This window comes from Bacillus sp. ISL-7, from assembly GCF_018613065.1.
In genome coordinates this window covers 1-24,429 of record NZ_JAGGQW010000048.1, presented here as the reverse complement: position 1 = coordinate 24,429, position 24,429 = coordinate 1, and the positions used below count along the sequence as shown (strand labels likewise).

At 38.5% G+C, this 24,429-nt stretch carries 23 protein-coding genes; 5 read left to right on the top strand and 18 right to left on the bottom strand.

Going from position 1 to position 24,429, the window contains the following annotated elements; translation table 11 throughout:
* Positions 1-2 precede the first annotated feature (2 nt).
* The 6 genes from J7E66_RS19970 to J7E66_RS19945 all read right to left on the bottom strand — a co-directional run bounded on the left by J7E66_RS19970 (position 3) and on the right by J7E66_RS19945 (position 6,909).
* Positions 3-869 carry a branched-chain amino acid ABC transporter permease gene (locus tag J7E66_RS19970; protein ID WP_215003073.1) on the bottom strand — a complete coding sequence of 289 codons (867 nt, stop codon included), beginning with the start codon at positions 867-869 and terminating at the stop codon, positions 3-5.
* Between the two features lie 11 nt (positions 870-880).
* A complete protein-coding gene (locus J7E66_RS19965) occupies positions 881-2,050 on the bottom strand; it encodes an ABC transporter substrate-binding protein (RefSeq protein WP_251033027.1) in 1,170 nt (389 codons plus the stop codon).
* A gap of 809 nt (positions 2,051-2,859) precedes the next feature.
* Entirely contained in the window at positions 2,860-4,224 is a 1,365-nt protein-coding gene (locus tag J7E66_RS19960; protein WP_215003069.1) for a Zn-dependent hydrolase, read from the bottom strand.
* A gap of 60 nt (positions 4,225-4,284) precedes the next feature.
* Entirely contained in the window at positions 4,285-4,851 is a 567-nt protein-coding gene (locus tag J7E66_RS19955) for an FAD synthetase (protein WP_215003067.1), read from the bottom strand.
* A 21-nt stretch (positions 4,852-4,872) separates the two neighbouring features.
* Entirely contained in the window at positions 4,873-6,336 is a 1,464-nt protein-coding gene (locus J7E66_RS19950; RefSeq protein WP_215003066.1) for a 4-hydroxyphenylacetate 3-hydroxylase family protein, read from the bottom strand.
* 63 nt (positions 6,337-6,399) lie between these two features.
* Positions 6,400-6,909 carry a flavin reductase family protein gene (locus J7E66_RS19945; protein ID WP_215003064.1) on the bottom strand — a complete coding sequence of 170 codons (510 nt, stop codon included), beginning with the start codon at positions 6,907-6,909 and terminating at the stop codon, positions 6,400-6,402.
* A gap of 232 nt (positions 6,910-7,141) precedes the next feature.
* Between J7E66_RS19945 and J7E66_RS19940 the strand changes: the two genes are divergently transcribed.
* Positions 7,142-8,461 carry a helix-turn-helix domain-containing protein gene (locus tag J7E66_RS19940; protein ID WP_215003062.1) on the top strand — a complete coding sequence of 440 codons (1,320 nt, stop codon included), beginning with the start codon at positions 7,142-7,144 and terminating at the stop codon, positions 8,459-8,461.
* A 215-nt stretch (positions 8,462-8,676) separates the two neighbouring features.
* Positions 8,677-9,813 (top strand): CAP domain-containing protein, encoded by a 1,137-nt coding sequence (locus tag J7E66_RS19935; RefSeq protein ID WP_215003060.1) that lies wholly within the window; start codon positions 8,677-8,679, stop codon positions 9,811-9,813.
* 115 nt (positions 9,814-9,928) lie between these two features.
* Here J7E66_RS19935 and J7E66_RS19930 read toward each other — a convergent pair whose 3' ends face one another.
* From J7E66_RS19930 to J7E66_RS19885, 10 genes are all read right to left on the bottom strand, one after another.
* The gene (locus J7E66_RS19930) at positions 9,929-10,702 is read right to left on the bottom strand and encodes an NAD-dependent protein deacylase (protein WP_215003058.1); all 774 of its coding nucleotides are present in this window, start codon (positions 10,700-10,702) and stop codon (positions 9,929-9,931) included.
* A gap of 442 nt (positions 10,703-11,144) precedes the next feature.
* The gene (locus J7E66_RS19925) at positions 11,145-11,492 is read right to left on the bottom strand and encodes a 2Fe-2S iron-sulfur cluster-binding protein (protein ID WP_215003055.1); all 348 of its coding nucleotides are present in this window, start codon (positions 11,490-11,492) and stop codon (positions 11,145-11,147) included.
* Positions 11,493-11,676: 184 nt separating this feature from the next.
* On the bottom strand, positions 11,677-12,378 hold the full coding sequence (locus J7E66_RS19920) for a GntR family transcriptional regulator (protein WP_215003053.1): 702 nt from the start codon (positions 12,376-12,378) through the stop codon (positions 11,677-11,679).
* Positions 12,379-12,421: 43 nt separating this feature from the next.
* Positions 12,422-12,952, bottom strand: a complete 531-nt coding sequence (locus tag J7E66_RS19915; protein ID WP_215003051.1) for a chromate transporter — start codon at positions 12,950-12,952, stop codon at positions 12,422-12,424.
* Positions 12,949-13,545 carry a chromate transporter gene (locus J7E66_RS19910; RefSeq protein ID WP_215003133.1) on the bottom strand — a complete coding sequence of 199 codons (597 nt, stop codon included), beginning with the start codon at positions 13,543-13,545 and terminating at the stop codon, positions 12,949-12,951. The genes J7E66_RS19915 and J7E66_RS19910 overlap by 4 nt, the downstream gene beginning before the upstream one ends.
* A gap of 117 nt (positions 13,546-13,662) precedes the next feature.
* Positions 13,663-14,142 carry a GlcG/HbpS family heme-binding protein gene (locus J7E66_RS19905; protein ID WP_215003049.1) on the bottom strand — a complete coding sequence of 160 codons (480 nt, stop codon included), beginning with the start codon at positions 14,140-14,142 and terminating at the stop codon, positions 13,663-13,665.
* A gap of 29 nt (positions 14,143-14,171) precedes the next feature.
* Complete coding sequence (locus J7E66_RS19900) at positions 14,172-15,635, bottom strand: aldehyde dehydrogenase family protein (RefSeq protein WP_215003047.1); 1,464 nt, start codon at positions 15,633-15,635, stop codon at positions 14,172-14,174.
* A 109-nt stretch (positions 15,636-15,744) separates the two neighbouring features.
* Positions 15,745-16,476, bottom strand: coding sequence for an iron-containing redox enzyme family protein (locus J7E66_RS19895; RefSeq protein WP_088087939.1), 732 nt, complete (start codon positions 16,474-16,476; stop codon positions 15,745-15,747).
* 242 nt (positions 16,477-16,718) lie between these two features.
* Entirely contained in the window at positions 16,719-17,489 is a 771-nt protein-coding gene (locus tag J7E66_RS19890; RefSeq protein ID WP_215003045.1) for a creatininase family protein, read from the bottom strand.
* Between the two features lie 66 nt (positions 17,490-17,555).
* Positions 17,556-17,885 carry a 2Fe-2S iron-sulfur cluster-binding protein gene (locus J7E66_RS19885; protein ID WP_166258927.1) on the bottom strand — a complete coding sequence of 110 codons (330 nt, stop codon included), beginning with the start codon at positions 17,883-17,885 and terminating at the stop codon, positions 17,556-17,558.
* Positions 17,886-18,229: 344 nt separating this feature from the next.
* Between J7E66_RS19885 and J7E66_RS19880 the strand changes: the two genes are divergently transcribed.
* Positions 18,230-18,565: a hypothetical protein gene (locus tag J7E66_RS19880; RefSeq protein WP_215003043.1), complete on the top strand. Its 336-nt coding sequence runs from the start codon at positions 18,230-18,232 to the stop codon at positions 18,563-18,565.
* Between the two features lie 403 nt (positions 18,566-18,968).
* On the top strand, positions 18,969-20,354 hold the full coding sequence (locus J7E66_RS19875; RefSeq protein ID WP_215003041.1) for a hypothetical protein: 1,386 nt from the start codon (positions 18,969-18,971) through the stop codon (positions 20,352-20,354).
* Positions 20,355-20,407: 53 nt separating this feature from the next.
* Here the strand turns inward: J7E66_RS19875 and J7E66_RS19870 are convergent, their stop codons facing one another.
* Together J7E66_RS19870 and J7E66_RS19865 are read right to left on the bottom strand one after the other, a co-directional pair.
* Positions 20,408-21,115 (bottom strand): hypothetical protein, encoded by a 708-nt coding sequence (locus tag J7E66_RS19870; protein ID WP_215003039.1) that lies wholly within the window; start codon positions 21,113-21,115, stop codon positions 20,408-20,410.
* Positions 21,116-21,306: 191 nt separating this feature from the next.
* Complete coding sequence (locus J7E66_RS19865) at positions 21,307-22,749, bottom strand: hypothetical protein (RefSeq protein WP_215003037.1); 1,443 nt, start codon at positions 22,747-22,749, stop codon at positions 21,307-21,309.
* Between the two features lie 661 nt (positions 22,750-23,410).
* Here J7E66_RS19865 and J7E66_RS19860 point away from each other — a divergent pair.
* Positions 23,411-24,217 (top strand): aspartate dehydrogenase, encoded by an 807-nt coding sequence (locus J7E66_RS19860; RefSeq protein WP_215003035.1) that lies wholly within the window; start codon positions 23,411-23,413, stop codon positions 24,215-24,217.
* Positions 24,218-24,429: the final 212 nt, after the last annotated feature.

Genomic DNA, 24,429 nt, shown 5'->3' with positions numbered 1-24,429 from the left:
CTTTATACTTTTTGTTGGACAATTTTTCCGAATATTCCTTGAGGACGAACTAATAAAATAAATAACAAGATCACCATTGCGACCGCATCACGATAACCAGAGGAGATGAATCCGGCGGCAAAGCTTTCAATGACGCCAAGTAATAACCCCGCAATCATGGCGCCAGGTATATTTCCCATTCCGCCCATAACGGAAGCTGTAAATCCTTTTAATCCTGCAAATACCCCCATGGTTGGATAGACTAAGAATACGGGTCCCACTAAAATACCAGCGAGTGCGCCAACTGCAGACCCAATAGCAAACGTGATTGAAATGATCTTATTGGCATTAATCCCCATTAACTGCGTTGCTTTTATATTCTGGGAGGCTGCTTGAACCGCTTTCCCCATAAGTGTTCGATTAATAAATAACTCCAAAACGATCATGACAAGAATGGTCAGGATAATGATAAATATATAATGCTGATTAATCAGCATATCTCCCACCGCTATATTTTTGGATAGAAATGGAGAGGTTAGACGCTCTGGTGTTACCCCCCAAATATATTGAGCTAAATTTTGCAGAACAATCGATATCCCTATTGCTGCAATCAGCAGATTTAATTTGGGCGCATTTCTCATCCTCATATAAACCATTTTTTCCATTAAATAACCGAGTAACGCTCCTGCACACACCCCGCCAAGATATGCCAGCCAGATTGGTGTATCTAATAAAAGAAGATAAAGGGACACGAATGCCCCTCCCATATAAACCTCGCCATGTGCAAAGTTAATAAAACGTAATACATTCCACACCATGGTGTAACCAATGGCCATTAATGCATAAATACTTCCGAGGACAATTCCATTTATGAGTTGATCAATAAACATTAGTAATCACCCTATTCCGATTCTTTGATAACCTTGAAGTTGCCTTTTTGCACTTGCATAATCATTGGGGTATTGGAACGGTCACCGTTTTTATCGAACTTTATCGGCCCTGTTATGCCTTGATGTTCAATTTTTGCTAGTGCGTCACGGGACTTATCAGCGTCGCCATCGCCTTCGGTTAATGCTTTTGCAAGCGCCATGGCCGCATCATAAGAAATCGCCGTATTCGCTTGAGCAGGTGTATTATTTTCCTCGGCTAATTTTTTAAACTCTTTCATTTCTTCAGTTTCAGCATTTAAATCAATCATCGAAGCAAAAATATGATTCTCAACCGCATCGCCGCCTAAAGTGATGAGTTGCTTAGAATACATGGAATCATCTGGTGAGAAGAATTGAATGTTTAATCCTGCCTGCTTTGCTTGTTGCTCAATTAAGGCAACTTCATTGTAAAGACCAACAACCATTACTGCATCTGCATTTAATGTTTTAATCTTTGATAATTGTGATGAGAAGTTTTTATCACCTGGGTTATATTTTTCAGCAGCGATAAATTCTACGCCTTGTTCTTTCGTAGACGCTTTGGCTGCATCATACATGGTGATTCCGTAATCCGTATTTTCATAGAGTGCTGCGATTTTCTTTACCTTTTTCTCTTCCGCCATATATTTCATAACTGCCGGAACGTAGACGGAACCTGTTAAGATTACGCGGAACAGGTATTTGTTGCCCGTTTTTGAAAGGTCTGGGCTAGCCCCCATGTTTAAATGAAGGACTTTTGCAGGTCCTGAAACATCCTGTGCAGCCAATGTTGGAGATGAATTATATCCTCCAATAATCGCCTTAACTCCATCATTCATAATCATTTTATTCACGACGGCAACGGCTTCAGACGGAGTCGCTTTATCGTCACCGACGATCAACTCAAGCTTCTTCCCATTGATTCCGCCATCACTATTAATCTTTTTAAACGCAAGTTCCACACCATTTTTCATATCCTGTCCATACTGGGCATTATCACCTGTCATTGGTGCTTGTAATCCTACCTTGATCGTGTCGCCGCTCTTGGAAGAAGAATTACTATTTCCCGATGAAGAATTCGTTGCCGAACACCCTACCAACATTACGGCTAGCACCAAAAACATAAACAATTTTTTGGCAATTAAGCTTTTAGAGAATACCAATTTCATTCCTCCTCTTTCTTCTTCGTTTTTTAATTTTTATAAACTCAACTACTGCGGCGGTTTAATGAGCATTGATTCCTTTGCGATAATTGATAAGCTCAGAGATTTTTTCTTTGACAGCTTGGAGATGAGTTAAACCTGTCTGTTAACATTTAATAGCGCAACACCAATTAAATAATCAGCTCTGCGTAAGATTCTAAGGGTGTAATTAAAGGCAGAATAACAATGAAGTGTGGAAAGGATATAGGCTGCAGATTCTAAGGAGCGGTGGAAAAGGACATTTTCCCACGGAATTAAGACGTTATCAAAAAATAAGTAAGGTATCAATTTCTTCGAATTTCGTGGCGATTGGATAATCTTGAGGATTTCGACCTGTTCCAAGGGAGGTCCGGCAAATTTGCTTTAGTCCCGGTGCCCCCATTTATTAATGCCACACGTTTTCCTCCCTCCAATATTTATTGACTATCATTCTTATTTCTATTTACGGATTTTTTCTTTAATTATTCTTTAATTATTCTTTAATTAAAAATAACAAATTCATAGTGTTAATGTCAATTTAATTTTCTAAAAATTCTCACTTTTATAACTTTTAATTTTTTACATTCTATAACATATTTTGTTCTAAAACTTGTTCTACCAAATCATCCAAAAATAGACCTTAATAGATAATAATTAGTTTAAGTTTTAGTAGTATAATAAGGTCCTGCTAATCTATTTTCCATGACAAAAAATAGGCTGTCTCATTTATTAACAACAGCCTTAATTGTTTTTTACTAAAAGAATGCAATGTAAACTACTTCATTCACAACTCATTTCGTCTTATTAATAGGCAGACTATACTCTGTTCTATAAAGAGTACGATCTAAATTAATAATTCCCTGTAAAATAAAATTACCCGCTTTTTCAATATCCTCGGGCAAACTATACTCCTCAGGGCAATGACTTTTCCCTTCTATGCTTTTGACAAAAACCATGGCCGACTTGGTGACACTTGCCATATGGGCTGCATCGTGAACAGCCATACTTGGAAGAATCAAACAAGGTTCATTCATTTCCCTAGCTGTCTCGACAAGGCTACTCACAATATCCTGATCTAAGACCACTGGTTTTTGATCAAGAAACACTTCCTGTTGTATTTCCACTTCTCTTCTTGCGGCAATTTCCTGCAAAACCTCTTGGATCGCCTCTACCGCTCGTTGAATAGTCACCGACTTTTCGGCTCTAACCTCTAAGATGAAATCAACTTGACCTGGAATAATATTGGTGGCATTCGGACTAATCGTTAACTTTCCGACAGTACCAACAACATTCCCCTGACCTTGACAATATCTCTCCACAGCAAGAATCATTTCGGAGGAAGCCGTAAGTGCATCTTTTCGATGTTCCATCATCGTTGTACCCGAGTGGTTAGACTGTCCTATCACTTTAACAGTACTACGGTATGTCCCGACAACACTGTTAATCACCGCCATAGGAATATTAGCACTTTCTAACCGCTGTCCCTGCTCAATATGGAGTTCAATAAATGCCTTTTTATCACTGTGCATATCCATCATCAAGGCAAATTTGTCGAGTCCGCCGTTAACCTTCTTCAATTCATCGCTAAGGCGTGCTCCTCTTGAATCACATGCGTCCTGTAGCATTTCCGCCGTTATTCGGCCAACAAATGACCGGCTCCCGAATGTGGATAAATTAAAATCATTGGATTCCTCAGCTGTGAAGGAGACAATTTCGATATCATGTTCAAGGCGAATATTTAATTCTATTAATCTTTTCACAATTTCTTTAGCCATTAACACACCTAACGGCCCATCATATTTACCACCATTAGGAACAGAATCCAAATGAGAGCCTATGACGATACTACCGGGGTTTTTCCCCGTTCCTTTATATTTACCCCAAATATTCGCAGCTCCATCAATGGTCACTTCTAATCCCAATTCCTTTATTTCTTCAATAAATAATTGACGAACCTCATGATCAGCTAGAGAAAAACTAGGCCTGGTTACACCCCCCTGTTCATTTTTCCCATACGCCGCATATTTCTCAATATCCATCAGTAATCGGTCTAGATTTATCCTCAAAGCTGTACCTCGCTTTCCTATCCTGCCAATTTCGATTCCAGTTTTTACGCAAAAATAAATTGAAGCAACAATATGGAATAAATCCAGCATTGCTGCTCCATGTATTATTAATTATGTCTTATCTATCAAGCTGCTAACCCATTTATTCTATTAAACCGCATAGTTTTTTTCTGCTAAAAAGGAAATATATCGGATATCTCCAAGTAATTTTTTTGCTAAAGAATAGTTTCCTTGCTGTAAAAGGAGGCGAATCCTTGTAGAAGAGATTAATTCACCGTCTTCACATTGAAGCGGTTTTAAAACCCCCACATTGAAATTGGTCCGTAAATCCTCGATGGTTCCCCTTCGATCTTTACCAAATTGAAAGTTTGGACCTTCCCAAATTTCAAGAGGTCTAATCATCATCACCTCATCTATAAATGAAGCGACGCTTTGTTTTGTATACGCCTCATTAAATTGACCAACAATGACATGGTCAGCACCTATCATGTTAAGCCTGCTTAGCTTTTCATCCAGCGAAGTTATCATTTGGCATTTTTTAAAGAAAACCTTCGGAGGCGGGTCAAAGGTATAGACGACAAAAGGGACACCACGCACCTGCGCACGTTCTTTTGTTTTTAAAAGTAAGGCCTGATGACCTCGATGAACGCCATCAAGGGCCCCGATTGTTAGTACGGATCCAGGGAGCTTTAATGTACCAGATGTATGAACTTTCAATGACAAAACTCCTTTCTTACATTAGTTACTAGAAACAGGCGCAGTCAGATTCAGCCCTGCTGCCTTTCGGACTAACTCACGCTGCGGCTCCATATTAAAGTTATTAAACACGGCCATCTGTTGAGCAAATGGCGGACTTTGCGCAAATAATTCAAACGTGGTTCTATGTCCCGCATAAGAGGAATTTAACAAATCCCTTGCAAAATAAAGTAATCTTCCTCGATCTTCAGGCGACCACTCGCCAACGGAATAATATTGATCAAAATATTGCTTGATTTCTGGATCTGCCATCGTGGCAGAATCTGGAGTGACCGCTAATTGACCGCCAACGAGCTCTCTCGTTAAATGGGCCATAGCCGGGAAATTGGCCAATGCAAAGACACGACCTGTATACAAAAGCGATGGATTTGGCATCATTAACCCGCCGGGACTTCTTTTCGCATCCGCTACGGCAGCAGTTAAATGGGCATTGATTCCTTCGCGATAATTGATAAGTTCAGAGATTTTTTCTTTGACAGCTTGGAGATGGGTTAAACCAGTCTGTTCAACATTCAGTAGCGCTGCACCAATTAAATAATCAGCTCTGCGTAACATTCTAAGGGTGTAATTAAAGGCAGAATAACGATGAAGTGTGGAACGGATATAGGCGGCTGATTCTAAGGAACGGTGAAATAGGACATTTTCCCACGGAATTAGGACGTTATCAAAAATAAGTAAGGTATCAATTTCCTCGAATTTCGTGGCGATAGGATAATCTTGAGGATTCCGATCCGTACCTAAGGATGTACGGCAAATATGCTTTAATCCTGGAGCACCCATATCGCAAATGAATCCACAGGCGAAAGGTGCCATTTTTTCGGATCCAGCATTCCAATCTAGGATTGTTGGTTTTACAAATGCTTGGTGCGCATAAGCAGCGGCTGTCTCAAACTTGGCCCCTTTTACCACGATTCCCTGGTCATTCTCCTCGACCACGTGAAGCAAGGTTCCGCCATCTTTTCCGCTGAACAATCTGCTTCGATCACCTTTTGGATCCGTGTTTGCCGAAACATGGAACAAGTCTTCTCGTGCGACTCGGTCAATATGGTACCTAATATTTTTTGCATAGGTCGGATCGATTTCATTTAATTTATCCTGAGCGTCATAAAGGGACCACATTTCACCGATTGTTTCATCGCCGACGCGATAAACAACCCCGCCAAGATCATCAAGAACGGTTTCAACATGTTTGCGAATCGCAGTCAAATCATCTTTTGTTTCAGGCATTTTATACGCCCGTGAAACAACTTCGCCGTCTGGCAGTCTGGTTGTTAATGTATCAGCAAACTTCGTTTCATGTGCCATATCATACATCCTGGCTTTTACATCCACAATGGGTTTAAAGGACGGGTGATCGGCCACATTTCTAACCTTTTCCCCATCGATATAAACCTCGCGTCCATCATTCAGTGACTCCTGATATTGTTTACCTGTCATTAATGCCATTTTACAACCTCCTATTAATTTAATTATTCGCACAATTCTATTTAACACTTTAATTGAAGATAGTTAAGCTTCTTCAAATTTGCCAAATTTCCCGCGATAGTAAACTAAAGGATCTCCATCAGCTGCATCGGCCTTCTGGACCTCGCCCAAAAAGACGGAATGTGTGCCTCCTGTTATTTCTTCGACAACCCGGCATTCGAGCGTAGCAAGTGTTTGACCTAAAACAGGATTGCCTAACTCTCCATATGAAAAGTCAACTCCATCAAATTTATCCGTATTTGCTCTGGCAAATCTTAATGCTAATTCTTTTTGAGTTTCATTGACTATGTTTACCGTGAAGGATTCTGCAGCCGATATGGCATGACAAGTCCCGGTGCTTTTATTGACGCAAACTAGCAGCATGGGCGGATCGACTGAAACGGAACACACGGCACTTGCAGTGATCCCAAAATCTACTCCATTATTACTGACGGTGATGATCGATACACCGCTGGCAAAATGACCTATAACCTGTTTAAATTGTTGTTGGTCCACCAACGGGACTAAATCTTGGTACTCCTTCGATTTATTCATAACTAACACTCCTAATCATTTAATTTACGGAATTATTCTTAATGTGTTCCTTAAATAAAACTATACAGTTGAAAAATACTGATGTCAACAGAATTTTCTAAAAATTCACTATAATTAACTTAAAAATGTTAGTATAAAAATATGAAATATTTCAACTAGAGAAAATTAATGACAAAAGGATTTCCATTATTGTTATAATTAAATAACTTAATCTTTTTGGGAGGGAAGTTTTTTGAAACCAAGAGCCGGAATCATTGGACCAAATGACTCTGTCCATCTTATTTCTGAAATAGCAACTGAATATAGTGACCGGCTGCAATCAGTACCATTTATCTACCAGAACCCTGAAGAAGCCACTAGCATCGTGCAAAAAAATCAACATGCAGTTGACCTTTGGATTTTAGCCGGACCTGCCCTTTTTAACCCATTTCAAAAGAGCGCTGTCAAACAGCCATTTTTTTTACTTCAATTAGATGGTGCCAGCTTGACCAAAACCTTAGTTGACATCAGTTACAATGATAAAAGAAGTTTAGAAAGGATTAGCATTGACACGCTGACTGAACGAGATGTTTATGAAACATACCGCGACCTTAGCATACCAAGCAACCAGGTTTATGTTCATGAGTATACAAATGAGACCCCTCTTGATAATCTTCTAGCATTTCATCAAAAACATATTCAAGATGGGAAGGTAGATATTTGTATAACAAGCCTTCGTTCCCTTTATGATCAGCTTTGTTTACATAACATAACCGCCTATTGGGTTTCACCAACACGAAGCAACATACGCGAAACCTTGTCGACAGCCCTCCAGCAATGGGAAACGATGCATTTTAAACATTCACAAATTGCTGCCATACTCGTGAAAGTTCAAGGGATGGAGAAAAAAGAAGATCATAATATGGTATCATACGATCTTCATCGATTAAATTTAGAGATCCAGGCAGCTATATTAAACTTTGCAGAGTCGATATCTGGTTCCTTTGTTACAATAGGAACAGGAATATTTGTTATTTTTTCGACAAGGGGTTCGTTGGAAGAAACAGAGAATTCCATTGCCTCTCTTTTGGAAAAATTATCTTTACTTGCAGATTTACCATCCAATATTGGAATTGGTTACGGAGATACTGCATTGACGGCAGAAGAAAATGCTCGGCTTGCATTAAACCATGCCCAAAATTATGATTCTTTTTGCGCTTTCTTGGTGGATAATAATGGAACGATTGAAGGTCCATTAAAAGAGCAAGAGGCAATCTCCTATCAATACCGAACAGAAAATAAGGAAATAAGTGAAAAGCTTAAAAATAGCGGCATAACCATTACTACCTTTAATAAAATTTTATCCGTTCAAAAAAGAATGGGAAATGGTTCAATTACTGCAACCCATATAGCAGAATGGCTGAAAATGACACCAAGAAATGCTCGGCGTATTCTAACAGGTTTAGTGGAAGAAGGAATAGCTGAAATTATTGGTGATGAGGCACCTTCCTCCAAGGGACGGCCGCGGAAGATATATCGAGTTAGCGATACTTCTGAAATGATTAATAAGTAGGCTTGACCAAGCATGAGACTTTTACCCTTATACAATTACCAATATTCGAGAAGTTAAAGGCACTATCCAATTTGAGATAGTGCCTTTATAACCTTTTGTGTACTGATTTTAGAATTTGTATTACAGCCATACCGTTCCCTTTATTCCCCCCAAGCATATTACTTATACATTTTATCTAGATTGGGTACAATTCTAATAGAAATGGAGGAAATATCATGGTTCGTTTACTTGCGATTATCTCATTTATACTTTTGTTTTATGTTTCATTGCCAGTTATTGATAAACAGATGGGGAAAAACGATATAGAAAAAAAGATTGATTCTGTTCAATCTGAAATGAATATAAAAGATAGCTCTACAGTATTAGAAACACTTAATAGTTTTTATGAAAAGGTTCAACAATTAGTTGGGCAACTTGGCTTTCAGGCGGGTGAACTTCCACTCACTAAACAACAGCAGCAACCACAAAAAGAAAAAGTAGAATTAAATATCCCTACTAACCAAGTATTTTCAGTTAATAATATAGAACTTGGTAATCTAAAAGAAGATATAGATCATAATTTAGGCAAGGCAAATCGGTCATCTCTTAATGAATATGGGACGAATTGGTACGCCTATCATGAAAATTACCATGATTTTTTTATGGTCATGTATGATGAAAACAACAAAGCAGCAGGATTATACACGAACCAAGATTTAATTGCATCCACTAAAGGAATCAAACTCGGAAGTTCCAAGATAGATGTTCGCGCAAAACTAGGTGAACCGATCACCAACATCCAAAAAGGAATGACAGTTTATCAATTACAGGAAAATAGTGACTATGATGTGTTCTTGCTTGAGGGAACTTACGTAACCATCTTTTATGATAAACATGAAAACAATACGGTAACAGCGATACAATTAATCAGTAAAGACTTTGAGCAGAAGAAAACAGGCTTTTACACCAAAGCCAATTCAGCGTTAAAAGAAGGCTTTGAATATCAATTATTCGATTTGACCAATGCAGCACGAGTCAATCATCAGCTTACAGTTCTAACATGGGATGAGCATGTTAGAGGAACAGCCCGTAAACATAGCACCGATATGGCGGTCCATCAGTATTTCGATCACACCAATCTGAAAGGACAATCACCGTTTGACCGGATGAAAGAGGATGATATCAGTTTTCATATGGCTGGGGAAAACCTTGCCTATGGGCAATTTAGCAGCATCTTCGCCCATGAAGGTTTAATGAACTCCCTCGGGCATCGTGAAAATATTTTGCGGGAGGGTTACGAGTTTTTAGGAGTTGGCGTAGCTTTTAATGACGAATCGCAGCCCTATTATACAGAAAACTTTTTTGCGAAGTAGTAACGACTTGGATGATTTAATCAAAACTCAAAAAAATCCACAGAACCGTGTGTTTTGTGGATTTTACTTTTACGATGGAAAAATGAGGAACATCTTGTAAGGCTGTTGTCCGGTCTCAGTTTCCTAGTTTTTGATCCAATAAGGACAAGGTTTTCCCGATAGACTCTTGAATAACATATGTATTACTGTCTGTATCATAAGGAGTTTCTCCTATATTAATAATAATTAATGGAACTCCTTGCCTTCTGTATTGGGGGAAAGTGGAGAATGGCGTTACTTTTAGACTCGTCCCTAATACCAAAACACAATCCGCCTCATGAATCATATTTAAAATCGCATCAAATCCCTCCACAGTAAACCACTTGCCTGTATCACCGAACAAAACGACATCCGGTTTTATAAAACGTTCTCTTTTATCGCTGGTATCACAATGGTCACAGATATAGAATTCATCGATGGTATTGAGACGATTTTCCATCTCTTCTGTCGAATAGCTTTTACCGCAATGCAAGCAAGTTGCTGTTTTTATGGTTCCATGGAATTCTATGACTTTCTTACTGCCCGCCTTTTGATGAAGTCCATCAATATTTTGGGTAATTATATGAGAAACCTTCCCATCTTTTTCCCACTTCTCCAAAATCCTGTGCCCTACATTCGGCACAGCATCCGGATGGTAAAGATTTTCGAATGCAAATTGATAAAACTCCCTTGGATTTCGATAAAAATAATCCAAGGAAAGGATATATTCCGGCGCAAGTTGATAAACCCCAGACCTTGAACGAAAGTCTTTTATGCCAGATTCTGTACTAATCCCCGCTCCAGTTAGCACAACGATTTTTTTTGTATTTTTAATGAGGCTTGTACAGGTTTCAATCAGTTTGTTTTCCATCGATTCCTTCTCCTTTAAATACGCTGTTAGGGCAACAATAATACTACTTAGTTTATAGGAAAAAACCAATTCCTAGTCATATGTCAAGTATAGTATTTACAAATCAGGATTTATTTCATAAAAAAACTGCCCTAAGTTAAACTAATGGGACAGCCTTTATAAATGGTGCCTGTCCCTCTCTACTTTACAACTTAAAGCACTCGAGGTAGGCCATAATAGATGCTATGCAAATGCACGTAATTTTTTATTTTTTTTCAAATGCAAAGGTTTATGAGTGTAATAGATTTTTGCTAGTGCATGATTATCACAAAGTGAACATTTAATTTGATAAGAAGCTTTGCTAATATGGGGAGTTTCTAAGAAGGTTAATATTTCTTTCATATGTTTATCACAGGCCCACATGATCTCACCCCGAATTCATATTTTTCTTTAACTAAGCTTACTAAATGGTAGAGACTTCTTTCTGGAGTTTATCAGGCTTCCTTTTCTTCACGACTTCTGTAAATGCATCTTCCCAAGAAATCGAAATATCTCCATTTGTCACAAATGTTTGACAACCGAGGCGATATCCTTCTCCTAACCACTCTTCACCTAATTTTCTTCTTTCCTGTACCTTGACTTTATCGAGGAATTCAGCGCCTTCTTCCGCCTTAAAAACGCAGCTGCCGCAAATTCCCCCGCCACATCGGTTTGGGAGTTCTCCATCGTAACGAAGGGACATCCTCAAGATATTCGAATCCTCGGGTACCTCTAATTGTTTATTGCTGTTAATGAAATTTATTTTTGGCATGCCTCGTATCCTCCCTAAAATTAATCTTCTTGGTATACAATATACCATATCTATAATTTTCAGACAATACAAATATTTTAAATTTTTTCATTTCAAAAAAAGATAAATATAAGACCACATCGTGAAGTCGGTGTGGTCATTAACAAAGATGATATCTCGCTACGAGAACTTTCATTGGTATTTTTCAAGTGAACATCAATTTTTCTTTTTTATACAGCTTTTCTTTAATATTTTCAATATAAGTGATATATGCTTTTTTCGAGTTTTCAATATGAATTCTCATTAAATATTCTGCCATTTCCGCTTCTTTATCGCGCAAGGCTTTCATGATATCAATATGTTCCCTTAAGGATTCTTTTCTTCTGCCTGGTGTCTCATATCCCATATTTGCAGCCATATGTATATAGTCAATCAGACCAGAGAGAATCTCAAACAATTTAGGGCTTTTCGACGCCTTATTAATCAGACGATTCATTTGTATATGTTCAAGATTAAAGTTTTCTTCGGCTTGATCTCTTAACAACATCAGTTCTTCGATCTTTTGATCCAATTCTAGTTGCGTTTCTCTATCCATCCGCCCCGCAGCTAATTTAACGGCCAAAACTTCTAAAGAGGCAAGAATTGTAAATACCTCGATGACTTCACCTTCGGAAATATTGGAGACGACGACACCTTTTCGGGGAACCGTTTTTACAAAGCCTTGGGATTCTAACCGGAACAAAGCCTCCCGAATCGGTGTCCGGCTGATGCCTAATTTCCCGGCAAGTTCTCTTTCAATTAAACGATCGCCCGCTTTTAATTCACCCTCCAGAATCATTTCCTTTAAATAAATATATGCATGCTCCCGAATCGATAAAAGATTGTTTTCCTCCCATCTTACGTCCATAAATTCCACCCGCTTATTTTTTATTATTTTCTAACATTCATTTTTACGAAAGAAACACTCCACCATAGATCAAGCAGCAAACAATTAGAAGGGATGGATGTATTTTTACTCTAACCAAAGCAAAATAACTAACCACAGCCAAAAAGACTAAATGAAAAACACCACTATTCTCATAAGCTGTTAAAAAGAATTGATAGGCCATCACAGCAAGTAAAATCGCAATAATCGGTTGTACTGACTTTGTCATAAGTGCTACTTTTGGAGAACCTTTAAATAGATTTACAAACTTAAAAAGTAAAATAACGGCGAGAGCAGAAGGAAGGATCGTTGCGATTAGAGCAATTACTGCACCAAGAATCCCCCCCACTTCATAACCAATATAACCGCCCATTTTGGTGGCAATCGGTCCTGGCAAGGCATTCCCAATCGCCAATACATCCCCAAACTCGGATAAACTCATCCAATGGTAATTGTTGACCACTTCATTTTGTATTAATGGAATGGTTGCAGGGCCGCCGCCGTATCCCAATAAATTAGCAATAAAAAACGCCCAAAAGATATGCAAATAGATCATGAACTTTTTTCCTTTCTCTGAAGAAGCAACTTAGCGGAAGCTTTTGCCGCTTTTTCTTTTCGATCCGCAATGAAATAGGCAGTGATGAGAAATACCGCAATCAAGATGCCGGGATGCCAATCAAGAAACTGGACAAATATTAAAGAAACGACCGAAAGTGAGAGCATAATTGGAAAACCTAACCCTTTCCGGCCATTTTGGAAAAAACGATAAGCCATCTCCAAGAGCATAAATCCGATCACAGGTGTAACCCCTTGAACCATCCCGCTGACAATTGGTGATTCTTTAAACCTATAAAGCACACCCAATAAAGCGATCATGGCAATAATTGATGGTAAAATGTGAGTAAGAATAGCCACGGTCGCACCTAAATACCCCTTCACTTTATAACCAATATACGCCGCCATTTTGGTGGCAATCGGTCCTGGCAAGGTATTAGCTAATGCCAGGATTTCGACAAATTCCTGTTCGTTCATCCATTTGTATTTTTTAACAGCTTCAAATTCAATCAGCGGTATCGTCGAGGGTCCGCCCCCATAACCGGTCACACCGGTGCGGGCAAATCCAATTGCTAACTCAACATATGCTTTCAGTTGACTCTCCCCCTTTTTATACCAATATAACATTCTGTCGCATATTTTAATAGAACCGAAGATTAAGATAGACCCCATTCTGCTAAAACAAATGCTTTGAATGAGGTCCTATTATTATTATTTTTTTATGTCTGCTTCCGTAATTACTTCCAGCCCATCACTTTCAAGATAACTTTGCAATGCTTGCAGGGCGGCAGTACCCACAGCCGTGTCTTGCTCGCCGTTCCCGCCACTTACACCAATTCCACCTACCACTTCACCATTGACAACAATTGGGAATCCACCAACAAAAATAGCGAATTTCCCTGGAAGCATCTGTTGAATTCCAAAGGCTTCATTTCCAGGAAGTGCAGGTCCATTCGGCTCCTTGTTAAATAAATGGGTAGAGCGTTTATGGCCAGCAGCCGTATACGCTTTAGCAATCGAGATTTCAGGCCCCGTGATGCGTGCTCCATTCATACGTTCAAGCGCTAGCAGGTTGCCGCCATCATCGACAATAGCGATGGTTTCTAGAACATTGATCTCTTCTGATTTTTTCTTAGCTGCCTCAATCATTAACTTTGCTTCTTCTAGTTCTAATTTCAACACAGATTTCATGGCTGTTCTCCTTTACCTAATGTATTATTTTAATAGCCCATATAGACAGTTTTTAATTGCGTAAAGAACTCTAAGCCCACTCTTCCGGATTCACGGAATGTAGAAGTACTTGATTTTTTCAGGCCTCCAAATGGTGCATTCATTAAATTCCCTGTCGTTGTGCGGTTAACCTTGACTGTTCCCGCTTGGATATCCTTTGTAAATTGGTTGGCGATTTTGAGATTATTGGTAACAATCGAAGCGGATAAACCATACTCGACGTCATTCGCAACGGCGATGGCTTCTTCATATGTATCTACTTCAATCACAGCCACGACTGGGCCAAAGATTTCTTCTTTCGCAATCCGAGAATTAGCGTTTACATTGGTAAAAATAGCAGGCTGGACATAGTATCCCTTTTCGAATTCTCCAGTCACTAATGGCTCACCGCCATATACTAATTCAGCACCATCTTCTTTTCCGAATTGGATGTATTTCAAGACATTCTTCAATTGTTTTTCATTGGCAAGCGGACCAATTTTCACGCCTGCTTCAAACCCATTACCTATTTTTAGTGCCCTCGTTTTTTCAACAAGTTTCTGAACAAATTCTACTTTTACGTTTTTCATGACGATGACACGACTCGTTCCCGTACAAGCTTGCCCTGTTAAAGAAAAGGCCCCGTTTACGGTCAAAGTGGCGGCTTGATTGAGATCGGCGTCATCCATAACAATTAAAGGATTCTTCCCGCCCAGTTCCATTTGCGTCCGGGTTGTAAAGCCTGCTTTTTTATGAATGTCTTCCCCAGCTGCGGTTGAACCTGTGAAAGTGACGGCTCTAACAGCAGGATGGGTTACCAATAAATCACCGACGTCTGATGCTTTTCCCGTAACAAAGTTAATCACGCCTTTAGGAATTCCTGCTTTATCTAGTGCTTCGACTAGACGGAAAGCGATCAGTGGAGTATCTGAGGACGGTTTAAAAACAACCGTATTCCCCGTGATTAGAGCTGGAGCGATTTTTCGGGCTGGTATAGAAAGCGGAAAGTTCCATGGAGTGATGACACTTACTACTCCGAGCGGTTCTCTTTCCGTTGAAACTTTCATATTCGGATCATCATTTGGAAAGGTTTCCCCCGTAAAGCTTTGTCCTTCTACTGCATAATAGCGGAGCGTTTGCGCAGAACGTAACACCTCATTCTTGGCATCATCAACATGCTTTCCTTCTTCTCTAGTTAACTCTTCAGCTAAAGCCATTACATTTTGTTCTAGTATGCTGGCGGCTTGATTTAGGATGGCAGCACGCTTGGAAGGTGCCGTTTGGGACCAACTAGGAAAAGCATTCTTAGCCGCTTCAATCGCAATTTTAACATCCTGTTCGTTTGATGCCTGGAATTCCCCAACAAGATCTTCGGTATTTGCAGGGTTCACACTAAAAAATGTTTTCCGGCTCACGGATTCCTGCCATTCTCCATTTATATAGTTATTGAATGTCTCTACTTTTGTAGTTATCACAACTATCACCTTTTTTCATTTATTTGTTTCCATGTCTTTTATAAAAAAATGGCCGTCACTTAAACCTTTAAATTACAAGATTAATAGGACGGCCGGTAAAGTTTTCTTATTACTTTGTTTCTACTAGTGCTCCTAAATCCTGCTCACAATATTCTCTCCAAAGCCCATCCATGTACATACGGCGCATTTTTGCACCTGTACGAACGACTTCTAAGCAACGTTGTTGCAACTCAGGAGTATCGGCGTGGTCAAGAACAATTTTATAACCGCGCTCACCATGGATTTCATCAGATACGATGTGTAAATCAAAAAATTCAATTTCTTCATCTGTAAACCCATATTGTTCACGTAAAGCAGGTGTTTGCTTACGGTAAATATCTGGTACTTGTGATTCCAAGCCTACAACTAGAGCTGCTGTTGCTACGACGAAATTCTCGCGTGCTGCAACTGCGAAACACCAGCTTTGAAGCCCTAAAGTGGTTGGAGCCATATTGTTTGGATCGATAATTCTTTCTGCAGTCGTACCACATGCTTCCGCAAAACGAATCAATAAATCAGTGTGACGGTCAGCTGCAATTTCTTCTTCATACATGTTCTGTAAAGTGAAATCTTTTGCAGCGGCAAATTTTGGATCTGATGGAGTGTTGTGATAAATATACGCTAAGTAATCTGCGAATGGTCCTACATAATGGTAGTGATTTTCAGCCCATCTAGAAAAGTGCTTTCTTCCAAGTTTGCCCTCAGCCCAAGCAACTGTAAATGGAGCCTTCTGGCTATGGTTACCTTTAATTGCTTCTTCTAATTGTTTGCGAAATTCATCTTTAGATAATAATTCTGTCAACTGAAACTCCTCCTCTAATTTTATGTAGGTACCCAAGTTTAACTTGGCATTTGATATTTTGTATACCAAATTAGATTAAAAATAAAAAGATTGTGGATTCTTCCCTATTCCAGCACTCTTTTATTCGGTGAAAATATCGTTTTGGTATACCTTACGTTTATACTACCAATATATTGTTTATTTGTAAATATAATTTTTAGAATTTTTTAAAGATTAATAATCTTCCCTCTCTACTACTAAAATTATGGACGGACATCCACTTTCAGATCTAGTATTTTGAAGAGTTCTTTTGAAAGATTAGCTAAGGATTCCTCCACGATCTGCTGGCCCAATTCCCAGCTTGCTTTTGTGGCATCCCCGATACAGCCGTTATTCGTCATTTCTTCATAATAATAAAATCCTTGAATCGCTTTTCCAGGTCGAAGCTGCTTCCATCTTCCCTCTTCTTGGATATCACCTTTTTCAAGGTCTTCAAGACGGACAAGGTCGGGCGCTAAATATAGTGCTTCGGAAACTTCTCGTTCACAGCTATGTCCATATAATGGTGAAGTGATATTTTCCTTTATCGCCTTTTTAGCAGATGCAGTCGTCTTTGCATAGTAAATTTCAACATCCATTTCTTTGGTTAACATCATTGAGGCAACATTAAGCGTCGACTGGTTACCTCCGTGAGAATTTAAAAACAAAAACTTTTTAATGCCGTGATGCTTCAATGATGAGATAACATCCTTTAAAACCGCAATTAATGTCGTGGGCTGCAAGGAGATCGTTCCCGGAAAATTTAAATGGTGTTGGGAAACACCCATATTAATGGTTGGTGTGACCAATGCAAAAGGAAACATTCGTTGGCCTAACTTCTTGGCCATCTTTTCAGCTAAGACAGCATCGCAACTTTCTACCATATGGGGACCATGTTGTTCGTGAGCACCAATTGGAATGATCGCAAATTCAACAGTCTTAAGCGATTCTTCTACTTCTTTCCATGTCATGCTGGTTAAATCATAACAATCCATTTTAACTCACCTACTTAAGTTGATTGTATTTTGTATACCATTAATAAATCTAAAATAAATTCCTTATCAAGATTGGATAGCAGATTGTTTCTTCGGGGCTTGGATCGAGATATTTTCTTGAGAAATTTCAATATCTTCTTTAATGGTTAATTGACATGTTAAGCGGTAGCCCTCATTGACCTTATCCCCAAGCATTTTTTCTTCTTTCCAATTCGGTGGAGATAAAGACTCAGCTCCGTTTACGACGATACAAGTGCATTTTGTACATCGCCCCATTCCGCAGCCATACTTTAATTTTGGTAATTGACGGGTCCCTGCTAATACTACTAAATTGGCATTGTCTTTCACTTCTTGTTCAATTGTTGTTCCATCAACATGAAGAATCACTTTTGGCATATTGTTACCCCTTTCTGTTTATTCTAAAAATTTTGATACTTTTCTGAAGTATACAATCTTTTTGTTAGATAAGCAAACTAGAATTTTTAGTTAGTACGAATTTTTTTCATGTAAATCAGTAGTCTATCTACAACTTTGGTAATTATTTAAATATTTAGAATATAACCTTGAACATTTTAACATCCTGATATAAAATACACATAAGTAGTTTGGTATACAATATTCCTTGGAGGTGAGTAAAGAAAAAAATTAAGGTAGGAAGTTACTATACTTAGAGTAACAGAAATTAAATACTTATCTGACTTAAAATTTAAGGTTATAAAAAACTCAAAGGAGTGTTCTACATGGGGAAATATATTGTCTTAACTAATAAAGATACCTTCCAAACAATTCTCGAAAACGATGGGTTAAAACCGATTGAAACCTACCATTTCTATTTCTTTGACAATTTAAAAGCAAAATATACGATTGCTGAAGTCCTTGATGAAACGATTAAAATTCGATTATTTGAAAATTTTGAAGGAAAAGAATATGTTAATCAAATAGCTGTAAAGTTTTTTGAAAAGTTTGATACCATTGAAGCTGCTCGCGAGGAATTAAATGAGATTGTCAAGGCGTCCGGGAACAGCGAGGATTCTGTCAACTCCAAACTGGTAAGATCTGCTGAGGCAGCCGTTTAGAATATATATTGTGCAAAAATATAGCTTTTCTATATATAAAATCCGGAGAGGTAGCTTGGCTCTCCGTTTTTTTGTCTTGATATTGTTTTTAAAGAACAAAAAACCGCCGGCTTTTAGGCGGCGGTGGAATAGTAACGTTAGAACTTAAGAGTTTTTCTTAGTGCAGCTAGTTTTTTCTCAGCTTTTTTTGCAGCCCTTTTGGATCCAAATAGAAAGTTGAACATTTAAAATCCCCCTATTAATTGAGTTATTTGATAATGTAATTGTATAATGGAATTAACAATAAAACAAGATTTTTGTATACCAAATACCATGTTTATTCATAATTAATTGCAAATACGTGACAAATTTAGCCTAAATAATAAGATTTGGTATACAATCCATAAAAGTTAGGGTGGTTGATATGCTGAGGTATATGTTTTTTATCGTAATTTTATTGTATCTATTCTCTGTGCTGGTGCCTGTGCTAAATCTTGGTGTACTAATCTCCTGTCTATGTCTTGCGATTGTGATTATTACCTTATTTCAAGCCAAGCGATTTGTTCAAGTTTTAGGAGGTACATTTTTGCTGCTTGGAGTGGTCTTATTATGGACAAGCGGGGCTTCCTGGCATCAATATATTCTTTCTTTTGGCCCTATGCTGGACATGCTAACCATGTTTACACTGATTCCGGTTTTAGGGATACCGATAAAACTAGGCGGTTATAGCGGGGGCATACAAAATATTATTCAAAAAAGAGTAAAAACCTCAGGTCAACTGTACATGATTACGTCTGGTATATCTTATTTTTTTAGTATTTTTATGAATCTGGCCACATTACCAATGACATACTACTCGATTAGGCCTGCATTAGATGTCATTCCCGTAGAGAATAAAGAACGGTTCATGAGCCGAGCGATTACGCGCGGGTTTGCCATGCCTTTACTTTGGGCACCTGTTACACCAATTGTCGGGATAGTTATCACAATGACAGGAGTTAGCTGGGTCTCGATACTCCCGTATGTCATTCCATTAAGCATCGTTGGTATGGGGGTGGATTGGTATATCGGCTCACGTAAGGCAAATTTCATGATCCAAAACAAAAAGGACCTATCCGTCCACGAAACCGCTGCTACGATAGAATCATCGGGTCAGATGAATCGTTCGGGTAGAGTCTTTCAAATTCTCCTGGCAATCATCATTTTTAACGTGGTCATTTCTTTAGTAGAAACAAAGTTTCCTTATCCGTTTTTAATTTTAGTATCCCTACTTGTCATTCCATTTTCCTTTTCTTGGTCTCTATTCTTAAAACAGGGGAAAGAGTTCGGGGCCCAATTGGTTAAGCATTTTCAAACCTTCTCTGTAAGTATGAAGGATCAATTTTTTATTTTTTTATCGACAGGATTTTTTATCTCAACCATTAATGTTTCTCATACTAATGTATGGCTGGATACTTGGGTAAATAAGTTTATTAGTTTAGCAGGTGTAGAAATCTTTTTGATTTTATTGCCTCTAATCCCGTTGGCTTTTGCTTTTCTAGGACTCCATCCCGCAGTTTCACTAGCCCTAATGACAGAGGGTTTGAACCCAGAGGTGATTGGGATATCACCGCATATCTTGACTGTGGCGATGTTAGCAGGAGCTGTTTCTGCTTTTCTAGTGGGCCCTTATAATGCGACATTAGGTCTTATGTCAAACATCGTTAAGGAAAGCTCCTATAAAGTGTCTAACTGGAACCTGCCATTCGCAAGCATTTATATTGGCTGTGTCATGTTGTATCTATTTATTTTACAAGTGTTTTTTGCCTAACGCAGCCGCTCATAACTAAAGGTGTCAATCATTTGATTGACACCTTTAGCAATTTAATGGCTTGTAGGACCATCACTAGATTTCTCTGCTTTAATTTCTTTGACTATTTCCTTAGCAAAGTGACCAAGACTCCCCTCATTATAGGAACGTATCACTTCGGGTGCTAGCGATGTTAGCGCTCTTTTAAGATATTCTGGGGATAATCCTCTATCCTCAAACTCAGTCTCGATATTGATGGCCGTTTTTAAGGCAAAATACGTGGCTAATTTATTTACCTCTGTTAAACAACTTTCACGATCAATCTTTACCCTTCCAATCTCCTCAAAAAGCTCTTTAATTTTTGGGGTTAATACGGATTCAGTAATAAATAAACCATTTGCGTGTTCCAATAAATCTCTCGAATGCCCCATATACTTTATACCATGGACCTCTAAGCTTGGAAACTTGGTCGTTAGCTCATTGGTAGCAAGGTTCGTGGCCATATTAATGATAGATGGTGAATGCTGAGCATTGCTCTGGAGCTTTAAGCTTGAGATAAACGGAATAATCTCCGGAGCAGGAAGTGCGAGAACTAAGATATCTACATTACTTATTTCACTTTCTGTTAAGTGATAGCCATTTTGAAATAAGTGGAGATAATTTCTGGCTTTTGTTTCCACTGGGTGGTAAACACCTATTGGGATTGATTTTTTATCCCAATGAGTCATCAACGCTGTTCCTAATTTTCCTATCCCTACTAAACCAATCCTTTGTTGTTTCATCCTTTATCCCCTCTCATCTTTTCATCCTATGTATTTTGTCTTCACAAGATAACAAATTGTCATCATTCAAATTAAAATAATAAAGCTATCCCAAAAATCAGTTTTGTGCTGACTTTTGGAATAGCTTCTTTATTTATTAGCGACCCCTAATTTCTGTATCTAGTATACTTAAATACATTAAAACTGTTAATTTACCAAATGATAACGGCCAGTATTGTAGCAATGGTAAGTCCGGTTATAACTGGGAAGAAGTTCTTTCTGGCCAGTTCTAACGGTGATATTTGTAGGAACCCGGCAACTGCAACAAGAGATGACCATGCAATCAGCGTACCTCCGCCGCTCCAAACTGCACCCATCTGCCCAATAGCTGCCAGAACGGAAGGATCGATATTACTTCCAGGTCCAATCGCTCCAGACAAAGCACCTGTTAACGGTAGCCCTGCAAACCCAGAACCATCTAACCCTGTAATGATTCCAACGATTAAGATACTAAATGCTGCAATAATTGGGCTATGTGGAATATAATTTTGACCTGCTTGGATCAAATCAAATAGAAAGCCTGGCTTGGCAGCATCTTCACCTAAAGATAGGATAGCCCCTGAAAAGTCTCCACTTCCCATAAAGAAGTAGCCAGCAATCGGAATGACGGGTGCCATCGCTCTAAATGCGAATACAAAACCTTCGGTAATATGTTCACTGATTTTATCGAGTGCATGAATTCGGTTAAAAGCAATCGTCGCCAAAACTAAGAGAATCGTTGCAACACCTCCAATAAAGGCAGCGCCATCGCCTCCCTCAAATCCAGCTCCTCCGCCAATTTTGGTTTGGAACATAAAAATCATAACAGCAAGCATCGCTAAAGGCACAATAATCGCAAATATTTTTCCCCACTTTTCCTTTACCTTGATAACTTCGGCAGTCTCTTCTACCGTGGCAGCAAGTTCCTCTGAAACTTGAAAGAATGCATTTTCTGCTTTATTGATCTCATTAACAGATCTTTTTGTAATGGATTTTCGATGTGTCACATACACAATCGCTAGAGAACTTATTCCAGTAATGAGAGAAAGAATGAAGGCCTTATCAGATACTAAGGTTTTATCAATTCCTGCGGCTTTCGCACTAAGCATTGGGGCTACTTGCATAATATAGTCTGATGAAAGTGCCATACCCTGTCCTGCAATAACAATAACCATTGCTGATGTCATGACTGGCAATCCTGCACTTACTGCAGCAGGCACTAACAAAGCACAAATTAATGGAACAGCTGGGGTTGGCCAGAAAAAGAGTGAAATCACATAGGTTGTAACCATTAATACTAGATAAGAAACGTGACCGTTTACCATTATTCTTTTTATCGGTACAACCATCCTCTTATCTGCACCTAGATCCTTCAAGGAATTAAGGAGACCAATCATAATGGAAATGATTAGGAAAATACTAAATAATTCCTTAGCGGCAACAAGGTTAGCATTAAAGACGGCTTGAAACCCTGAGATAACACTACCTTTATACACGGCTGCTACTATAAAGGTACCAACAATTAGAGGTAAAACAACACCTTTTCTAAAAAGCATGATAATAATTACGGCTACAGTGACAACTAGATAAACCCAATGAGCTGCTGTTAATTCCATATTTCCCCTCCATGTTTTAAAAAATTTTTAAAACGATTGTAGCGAAAGATTTCCTTAATTATTGGAAAAGGACCGTAGGAGAGGAATATTAGTTATAAATGGATGGCTATCATGGTGTATATCCTCTACTTCTGATTTGCTTTTCTTATTCCTATAAAGATAGACAATTGCGATTCCATTAAAAGAATAAATCGAAGAGATAATATTTTGAATATTGTAGATTGTATACCAAATATTTATAAATTTTTTACGGAATTACATGACAACCAAACACTAAGTTGAAAGCTCTTTACTTCAGAACATTTTCTAGTTCCTAAATCATTCAATCTACAAACAAAGAAAAACTAGTGCAAACACTCTAAGTTGCGTTTTATGTAGTTTGATTCTTTAGGAATGATTATGATCAACCCCTTTCTTTTCACTATGTACACCTTGTTTACTATAAGGTTGAAAATAATATACCATTATTCTCTAATATTTGCAAACAATTTTGAAAATTTAGAAGTTTATATAAATTTATATGATTACTATTGCTTTTGTGGATCGAATCGACTAAAATGTAGAAAATTGATGGTATATGGTATACAAAACACTTTTAATACATAGATTGGTAACTTTATAGTTCATTAGTATAAAAAATTTTAATCCGAGGAGAATGAATATGCTTAGAGCTGGTATCATTGGATATGGAACACTTGGAAAGAGTATTAGCGAGTTAATTGAGTCAGGACATGCGGGGGATGTTGCCCTTCAAGCCCTTTTGGTTAGAACCCCACTAGGTCCTTTAGGCAATCCACCTAGTCAATGTACAGTAACTACTAATGAAGATGTTTTTTTTAACCAAAATTTAGATATCATTATTGAAGCAGCCGGTCATCATGCCCTCCAACTATACGGTGAAAAAGCCCTTTCCTCAGGAAGTAAATTAGTCATCCTTTCAGTCGGTGCTTTAGCTAACATAGACTTTTATGAGTCCTTACAGGCGGCCGCAACTAAATACAATCAACGAATAATTATTCCATCTGCTGCCATCGCAGGTTTGGATCGGATCGCTGCTGGGGTATTGGGTGAAATCGATGAAATAACCTTAATTACAAGGAAACCAACAAAAAGTTGGTATGGGACGATTGCGGAGGAGAAAGTAGATTTGGAAACAATTACTGAACCTTTTTGTGTTTTTGATGGTAATGCCAGAAACGCTGCAAAATTATTCCCTGAAAACGTAAATGTTTCCGCGGCACTCAGTCTTGCCGGGATTGGATTCGAAGAAACGAAGGTTCAAGTTTATGTGGACCCAACGATTCAAATGAATACCCACACAATCATTGCGAAGGGCTTTTTTGGTCAAATGGAAATAACGATTCAAAACAAGCCTTTTAAGCAAAATCCTAAATCTAGTCCTATTGTGGCGATGAGTGTCGCAAAAGTATTACAGAATCTAACCACCTCAGTTGTAATCGGACTTTAATAACATGCAGACAGAAATAGAAAAACTCCACCAGTGGATGGAGTCAGGCTGTCGAGAAACTTTCGACAGCCTCTTATTTTCTACAATAACTTTAACCATTCACCGCATTAATTTATTATAATATTATTAATATATAGGCTTTGCAACATGTCTGTTGATTTGCGCTCCAGGCACGCAGACTCCTGCGGGAGGACGGGGAGGGCACTGAAAAA

Coding starts and splice junctions, on each gene's coding strand:
- J7E66_RS19970 (WP_215003073.1), bottom strand. CDS start 869: ATGTTTATTGATCAACTCATAAATGGAATTGTCCTCGGAAGTATTTAT.
- J7E66_RS19870 (WP_215003039.1), bottom strand. CDS start 21,115: ATGAAACAACAAAGGATTGGTTTAGTAGGGATAGGAAAATTAGGAACA.
- J7E66_RS19930 (WP_215003058.1), bottom strand. CDS start 10,702: ATGGAAAACAAACTGATTGAAACCTGTACAAGCCTCATTAAAAATACA.
- J7E66_RS19935 (WP_215003060.1), top strand. CDS start 8,677: ATGGTTCGTTTACTTGCGATTATCTCATTTATACTTTTGTTTTATGTT.
- J7E66_RS19875 (WP_215003041.1), top strand. CDS start 18,969: ATGCTGAGGTATATGTTTTTTATCGTAATTTTATTGTATCTATTCTCT.
- J7E66_RS19960 (WP_215003069.1), bottom strand. CDS start 4,224: ATGCTGGATTTATTCCATATTGTTGCTTCAATTTATTTTTGCGTAAAA.
- J7E66_RS19880 (WP_215003043.1), top strand. CDS start 18,230: ATGGGGAAATATATTGTCTTAACTAATAAAGATACCTTCCAAACAATT.
- J7E66_RS19945 (WP_215003064.1), bottom strand. CDS start 6,909: ATGAATAAATCGAAGGAGTACCAAGATTTAGTCCCGTTGGTGGACCAA.
- J7E66_RS19950 (WP_215003066.1), bottom strand. CDS start 6,336: ATGGCATTAATGACAGGTAAACAATATCAGGAGTCACTGAATGATGGA.
- J7E66_RS19890 (WP_215003045.1), bottom strand. CDS start 17,489: ATGGATTGTTATGATTTAACCAGCATGACATGGAAAGAAGTAGAAGAA.
- J7E66_RS19885 (WP_166258927.1), bottom strand. CDS start 17,885: ATGCCAAAAGTGATTCTTCATGTTGATGGAACAACAATTGAACAAGAA.
- J7E66_RS19915 (WP_215003051.1), bottom strand. CDS start 12,952: ATGATCTATTTGCATATCTTTTGGGCGTTTTTTATTGCTAATTTATTG.
- J7E66_RS19865 (WP_215003037.1), bottom strand. CDS start 22,749: ATGGAATTAACAGCAGCTCATTGGGTTTATCTAGTTGTCACTGTAGCC.
- J7E66_RS19860 (WP_215003035.1), top strand. CDS start 23,411: ATGCTTAGAGCTGGTATCATTGGATATGGAACACTTGGAAAGAGTATT.
- J7E66_RS19905 (WP_215003049.1), bottom strand. CDS start 14,142: ATGAAATCTGTGTTGAAATTAGAACTAGAAGAAGCAAAGTTAATGATT.
- J7E66_RS19920 (WP_215003053.1), bottom strand. CDS start 12,378: ATGGACGTAAGATGGGAGGAAAACAATCTTTTATCGATTCGGGAGCAT.
- J7E66_RS19925 (WP_215003055.1), bottom strand. CDS start 11,492: ATGCCAAAAATAAATTTCATTAACAGCAATAAACAATTAGAGGTACCC.